Below are 5,918 nucleotides of genomic sequence, written 5' to 3'. Positions count from 1 at the left end.
TCCGCATCGATATCGAAAACATGTGAAGGCTTCAAATAAGTCACTTCTTTTTCTCTTTTAATACGCTCTTCACCACCACCAGTAATATTTAGCATGATGCAGGCATCTTTATCAAGCTTACCTTCTTTGGCTTGCTTAATCAAAGTCGCGACTGCCACTGCTGCTGCTGGGTGAATATCGTTACCTTCAGTTTCAAGGAAAAGTTTCCCAGCTTCAATAGATTCCTCATTGCTTGCAACCAAGACATCGCCTCCAGCATCTTTCATGGCATCGAATAAACCACCTGCAATTGGGTATGGAGGTTTACGATTCGACAATACTTTTGCATCAATCTCCTCAACTTGCTTACGAGCCATCTTATCCTCTAAAGGCAACATCGCTCGTGAATCAGCTTTCCAAGCATCATGAATGGGTAGAAATGGCGCATTTTGAGAAACCATTAGCTTCATCTTATTCTGTCCGTAGCGACCATCTTCTATAAATCTTAGATTTGCTTCCCAAGCAGCAATTGCCCCTGTTCCACTCCCTACAGCTTGAAAATAATAATCAGGAATCTGACCAATCTCGCTTACTGCAGAAAGAACAGTTGTTCCCATACCATCGCGACGAGCTACATTTTTTGCACCACCTTCGGCTACAAAACCGTCCAAAGCACAAGCTATATTTGAAAGGTGAATCGCATCGAAGTAGTCACTACCCGATTTAGTCGCAATTAAACGAACATTATCTTTGATAGGCTCATCGAACCAAAGTGCAGACAAATTATCCTCAGGCACAGATAATAGCAATGGAATATTATTATCGGAACAAACACGAGCAAAAGCTCTTGCGGTATTACCCGCTGATGCAACCACCAATACCTGATCAGTTGAATTCAAACGACCACCAACAGCATATGCTTCAGTCTCCTTGAAAGAGCAAGTACGGAAATTGGCACCTTTCTCGGGCCAGTAGCCACTAAAAGTGATATATAGATTATTCAGACCTAAATACTTGGCTAATCCTTCACTTTTATAGGTTGCTGGTGCTGAAGATCCTTCTAACATTTTATGAATAGGCAACCAGTCAGAGAACTTATAAATCCCCAATGAATTGTCTTTAACTTCCAATTGTTTCTTCTCATAGATCGCTCTAATCAATGATGGATAACTTTCGCCTGGTGCATCCAAAGTCCAACCTTCATCATCAAATCGTTTTCCTGATTTTACCGACTCTAGTTTATATTGGGTAGCTTGAAATTCTTTTGTCATGCTAAATAATGTTTTGTTTTTTTGAAAGTCTAAAAATAGCAATTGATTATTAGATATCAATAAGACTCAGCATAATCTATGAAATGAAAAATTTAAAGCGAGTAAATACCTGCCTAATTAGCACTTTCAAGACATTAAAGTAAGGCCCGATTCAGTAATTTATGATTCAATTAACAATTATTGACGTTTCAATCCAGTGGAATGGCTGTTTTAATTTCAATATTTTGTAATTTTCCCCTTTGAAATTTACATCTATCAAAATACACATGAAACTATTTTACAGATCTCTCATTCTGCTTTCAGCAATTGTTTTAGGAAATTTAAACGGACAATCTCAAAACTTAAAAATTGATATTAAGCTTGAGAATGTAAGCGACAGCTCAGCATACCTTGCCCACTATTTGGACGGAAGAATCTTTGCCGATGATACCACTAAGCTTATCAATGGTGTTGGTTTGTTCGAGAAAGATAGTCTGTTAGATCAAGGAATCTATGTGGTCTATCTTCCTTCACAAAAATACTTCGACCTTTTGATTGGTAACGATCAAGAGTTCTCAATCAAATCTGATTCTGAAAATTTTGTTAATAAGCTTGTGATAAATGGGTCTAAAGAGAGTGAAGCCTTTGCCGATTTCCAGAAATTTATGAAAGCTAAAACGGAGACGAGTAAAAAACTTCAGGCAGAATATAAGGATAAGCTTAAGGATGAAAAAGCCAAGGCCGAATATCGTGAACTCTTCAAAAATGCGGATATCGAAGTTAAAGCCTATATCAAGACATTAAACGAAAAATTCCCTAAGCCTAGCTTTGTTTCGGAATTTGCCAACTTTACTCTTTCTCCTGAAGCACCAGATTTCAACGATTCTATTGCTTCTGATTTCCCCGATCGTGACAAGGAGATTAAACTCAGAAATTACCTTTGGACAAAGGATCACTTTCTATCGAATCTGACTCCTGCTGACGATAGATTTCTTCGCACACCTTTACTAAAGGATAAACTTGCATTTTTCTTCGAAAACATACTAATACAACAACGCGACTCCATTGTAAAAGAATCAATCAAGTTGATTGAGCAAGCTCGCCCTAACAAAAAATGTTTCCAGTATTACACGCAGTATGCACTTAATTATGCCATTAAATCGAAGATTATGGGTGTAGATGCTGCCTTTGTCGATTTGGCTAAACGCTACTATTTAAGTGGACAGGCTACTTGGGCTGACTCAACACTAATGGCTAATATTAAAGAGCGAGTTATTAAACTTCAGTACAATTTAATTGACATGAAAGCTCAGGATTTAGCTCTTGAAACCATAGATGGTGAGTTTGTAAAACTACATGAGTTAGATGCTAACTTTACCGTTTTATATTTTTTCGAGACCGATTGTGGGCACTGTAAGAAAGTAACGCCTCGTTTAAAACCAGAGATTCTTGATGCCTACCAAGATTTAGGCGTACAAATTATGGCGGTATACACCCAACAAGACAAAGAGGCTTGGCAAAAATATATAGAGGAGAATGAACTGTTCGATTTCGTAAACTGTTACGATCCAAATTATCATTCGAATTTTAGGATATACTACGATGTGTATTCAACCCCTACCATCTACCTGCTCGATAAGGATAAAAAGATTGTTGCTAAACGATTAGACATCGATAATTTGAAAGGCTTTTTAGATCACGAGAGAAAACGCAAAGCTGAGAAATCATAAATCAGCTAGATCAAAACACAAGAGCTATCCATATCAGGATAGCTTTTTTTTGACTCACTCCTAAACCGAAAATTAACAGACCTATATAATGATTGAATTTCTACACATTCTTCAATACGTAGTACATTATAGCCTACACCTATTATTTCCCGGATTAATCGCTTGGTTTTTCTTTCGCAGTCAGTGGAAAAAGGCATGGCTCATTATGCTGGCTACTATGCTGGTCGATTTAGATCACTTATTGGCAAGCCCCATATTCGAAGCAGGACGATGCAGCATTGGCTTTCACCCCCTACACTCCTATTATGCCATTGCCATCTATTTTATTATGGCATTCTTCCCCAAACTGCGTATCGTAGCCATTGGCTTACTACTGCACATGTTTACCGATTTTCAGGATTGTTTGTGGACAAATTTCCTCAGCCATTAAGATTATATCATATGAAAGACTGTCATTACGAGGACGAAGTATGAGGACGTGGTAATCTCATAATAAATGAGCAGAACATTAATTTACAGTTGCGCTCCTATTGAAAGATTGATTCAGTCGCTATGGCTCCATCGCAAAGACAAGGAATTTAAAACAGAGTATTTTAAATTAAATCTCAAAAGAATCTTAAACCACCTCCCCCAAACAAGTTCGGGTACTCCTCCTACCCTTCGACTCCGCTCTGGGAACGGGAGGAGAAATGCTCACGACTGCATATAGTTAACTAATTAGCAAGTTCAACCATTATCAATATTTGCATTTTAAACTAATTGCAAAATATGCTTAAAGATTAAACCTCTTTCATCTAACTCTCTATATTTTTTTTCTAAAACGGTAATTAAAGAAATTTCGTTTTGACACATCAAAAATATTTCTTCAACTGTCAAGACAATAATTCTAGAACCACTATCCTTAAAATATTCCTTTGCTTTATTTGAAATACTTGAAAATGTAATAAATAAACCCTTTACAAAATGAGATTTGGACTCTATCTTTCTCTCAAACAAAATTAAATCATCTTTTGTAATTTCCTTTGCCTTGTATTTAGCCTCAACTAAAACTGTATCACTACCAAATTTAAAACTTCCATCTATCTGATCATGATCTGTACGATAAGATGCATGAGGATCAAGATTAAATGTGCTAAATAATTCATTTAAATATTTTTCAAAAGCATATCCTCTAGTTTGTGCAGGTGAAATACTTTCAATATCTAACAAAGAATCTTTCAATTTTTTAAAATCTATATTCGCTTCACTTTTTTTATTGATTTGGGTCGATTCAAAAGTTCTATTACTTTGCGTTTTACCAAGAAATCTCTCACCTACTTTTTGTAATCTATCTACCTTATCTTTGACATTATCCTCAACTAAACCACAATCCTTCATATGGTTAATAAGCAATACAATAGCTTTTCCTACGTAAGACTCTGATTCATCTTTAAGAAACTCTCTCAGCATTTTAGCTTTTGATAAATCAGGGTACTTCTCATATATATTGTAGGATACCACATCCTCCATAAATTCTTCAAATTGACGGTTACCAAAATTAAGCACATACCCCCACCCATTCCGAAAACGGATTCTATTAATTGTTTTTCATCGAATGTTAATTTTGCCATTATATCTATACTTTAAGTAAAAATCTAGCTGTTCTCTTCCAAAACACACAACCAAACGATCATATATCCTGTTCCACACAAACCTACACAATTACGAACAATAACTCGAAAGCATAGTCAAAGAATGATTAACATGCTTCGTTATTATAATCTCACCTCTTAAATAAGTACGCAACTATATCGTGGGCATTTGCCCAAAGCTCAAACAAAGGCTTAAACATGGCGTGGGCATTTGCCCATGGCTTAAATAAACGCTTAAACATAGCGTGGGCATTTGCCCATAGGCTCGAAAAATGCATAGTCGAGCCTTGGGCATTTACTCATAGCCTAAACAAAGGCTTGGTGAAGCATTGGGCACTTTTCTAATGGAGAAGTTAACATGAGAACTATTTTAGCTTGTCATAAGAATGTTCAACTATTTGTCATAAATTATTCAAAAACACTTACGATATCTAAAAATAAATTATACTTTTATTATCCATAACAAATTATAATTAACCCAAGAATAATTTAATACCCCAATTATTAATAATACATAAAAACGAAACAAATGATTCCAAAATTAAATTCTAGATGCCGAACAACCGAAACAAATACCGCTTCGGATAATTTACTAATGGCATTTAACAAACAAACCTTCGAAGGTGACAATTATATAGGAGGTCTTTTCACCAACTTACAAACTTGGACTGGCTTGTTGGGAACAGCAATTTATCGCGGCAAAGTGGAGTCTAATTTGGACGAACTAGATGTTGCTAGAGATGAGAAAGTGCAAGCTTTAAACTATTTACTACTAGGAGCAACACATCATCCAATTGCAGAGATTAAGGCTGCTGGTGAAAATCTATTTGATACTTATATGAAGTATGGTTTAAAAATAATTAACGAAACCTACGCAATTGAATCATCCTTAATAGAATCTTTACTTCAAGATTTATCGGCACCTGTACTTCAAGCCGATATTACTGCAGTATCGGGCTGTACCGAGGTAATAGCTGATTTGCAAGCGGCTCAGAATAATTTTAAAGTAGCAAATTTTGCTTGGGAAGAGGAAAAAGCGAAGGAAGGACTAACAGAGTCTGCCACTCAAATTAAAAAAGAAGTTGTTTCAATTATTAATGACAAAATCGTTGTGTATTTAAGAGCCATGCAACAAGCTAACGGAGCTGTCTATGGAGAATTGGCTCAAACCGTATCGCAAATTATTAGCGATGCCAATCAGGCTATTAAAAGAAGAGCAAAGAAGGATAAGGAAGTCGCAATAGAGAACTAGAATCAAGCAATCCTGGTACTATTCCTCCAACGCGCCAATTAAATTTGGAGTGTCCTCCTACTCTTCGAATAAGCTC

General features: G+C 36.2%; 5 protein-coding genes. 3 read left to right on the top strand and 2 right to left on the bottom strand.

Features of this window, described 5'->3' with window-relative positions; translation table 11 throughout:
* On the bottom strand, positions 1–1,250 hold a 1,250-nt coding region (locus tag ABY905_RS13030; protein ID WP_372644570.1), incomplete at its 3' end, for a cysteate synthase.
* Between the two features lie 266 nt (positions 1,251–1,516).
* On the opposite strand from ABY905_RS13030, the gene ABY905_RS13025 reads away from it, so the two are divergent.
* Both ABY905_RS13025 and ABY905_RS13020 read left to right on the top strand, forming a co-directional pair.
* A complete protein-coding gene (locus ABY905_RS13025) occupies positions 1,517–2,959 on the top strand; it encodes a peroxiredoxin family protein (RefSeq protein WP_372644568.1) in 1,443 nt (480 codons plus the stop codon).
* 88 nt (positions 2,960–3,047) lie between these two features.
* The gene (locus tag ABY905_RS13020; protein WP_372644566.1) at positions 3,048–3,389 is read left to right on the top strand and encodes a DUF6122 family protein; all 342 of its coding nucleotides are present in this window, start codon (positions 3,048–3,050) and stop codon (positions 3,387–3,389) included.
* Between the two features lie 320 nt (positions 3,390–3,709).
* On the opposite strand, the gene ABY905_RS13015 is transcribed toward ABY905_RS13020, so the two are convergent.
* Positions 3,710–4,468, bottom strand: coding sequence for a restriction endonuclease (locus ABY905_RS13015; RefSeq protein WP_372644565.1), 759 nt, complete (start codon positions 4,466–4,468; stop codon positions 3,710–3,712).
* 651 nt (positions 4,469–5,119) lie between these two features.
* On the opposite strand from ABY905_RS13015, the gene ABY905_RS13010 reads away from it, so the two are divergent.
* Positions 5,120–5,842 carry a DUF6261 family protein gene (locus ABY905_RS13010; protein WP_372644563.1) on the top strand — a complete coding sequence of 241 codons (723 nt, stop codon included), beginning with the start codon at positions 5,120–5,122 and terminating at the stop codon, positions 5,840–5,842.
* Positions 5,843–5,918 lie beyond the last annotated feature (76 nt).

It is taken from the genome of Ancylomarina sp. (assembly GCF_041555295.1).
Classification (GTDB): domain Bacteria; phylum Bacteroidota; class Bacteroidia; order Bacteroidales; family Marinifilaceae; genus Ancylomarina.
The sequence above is the reverse complement of the archived record's forward strand: the minus strand, read 5'-3'. Positions and strand labels throughout refer to the sequence as shown.

What these genes read in the sequence shown, in the direction of transcription:
- ABY905_RS13025 (WP_372644568.1), top strand. Translation starts at nt 1,517, where the DNA reads ATGAAACTATTTTACAGATCTCTCATTCTGCTTTCAGCAATTGTTTTA.
- ABY905_RS13020 (WP_372644566.1), top strand. Translation starts at nt 3,048, where the DNA reads ATGATTGAATTTCTACACATTCTTCAATACGTAGTACATTATAGCCTA.
- ABY905_RS13015 (WP_372644565.1), bottom strand. Translation starts at nt 4,468, where the DNA reads ATGGAGGATGTGGTATCCTACAATATATATGAGAAGTACCCTGATTTA.
- ABY905_RS13010 (WP_372644563.1), top strand. Translation starts at nt 5,120, where the DNA reads ATGATTCCAAAATTAAATTCTAGATGCCGAACAACCGAAACAAATACC.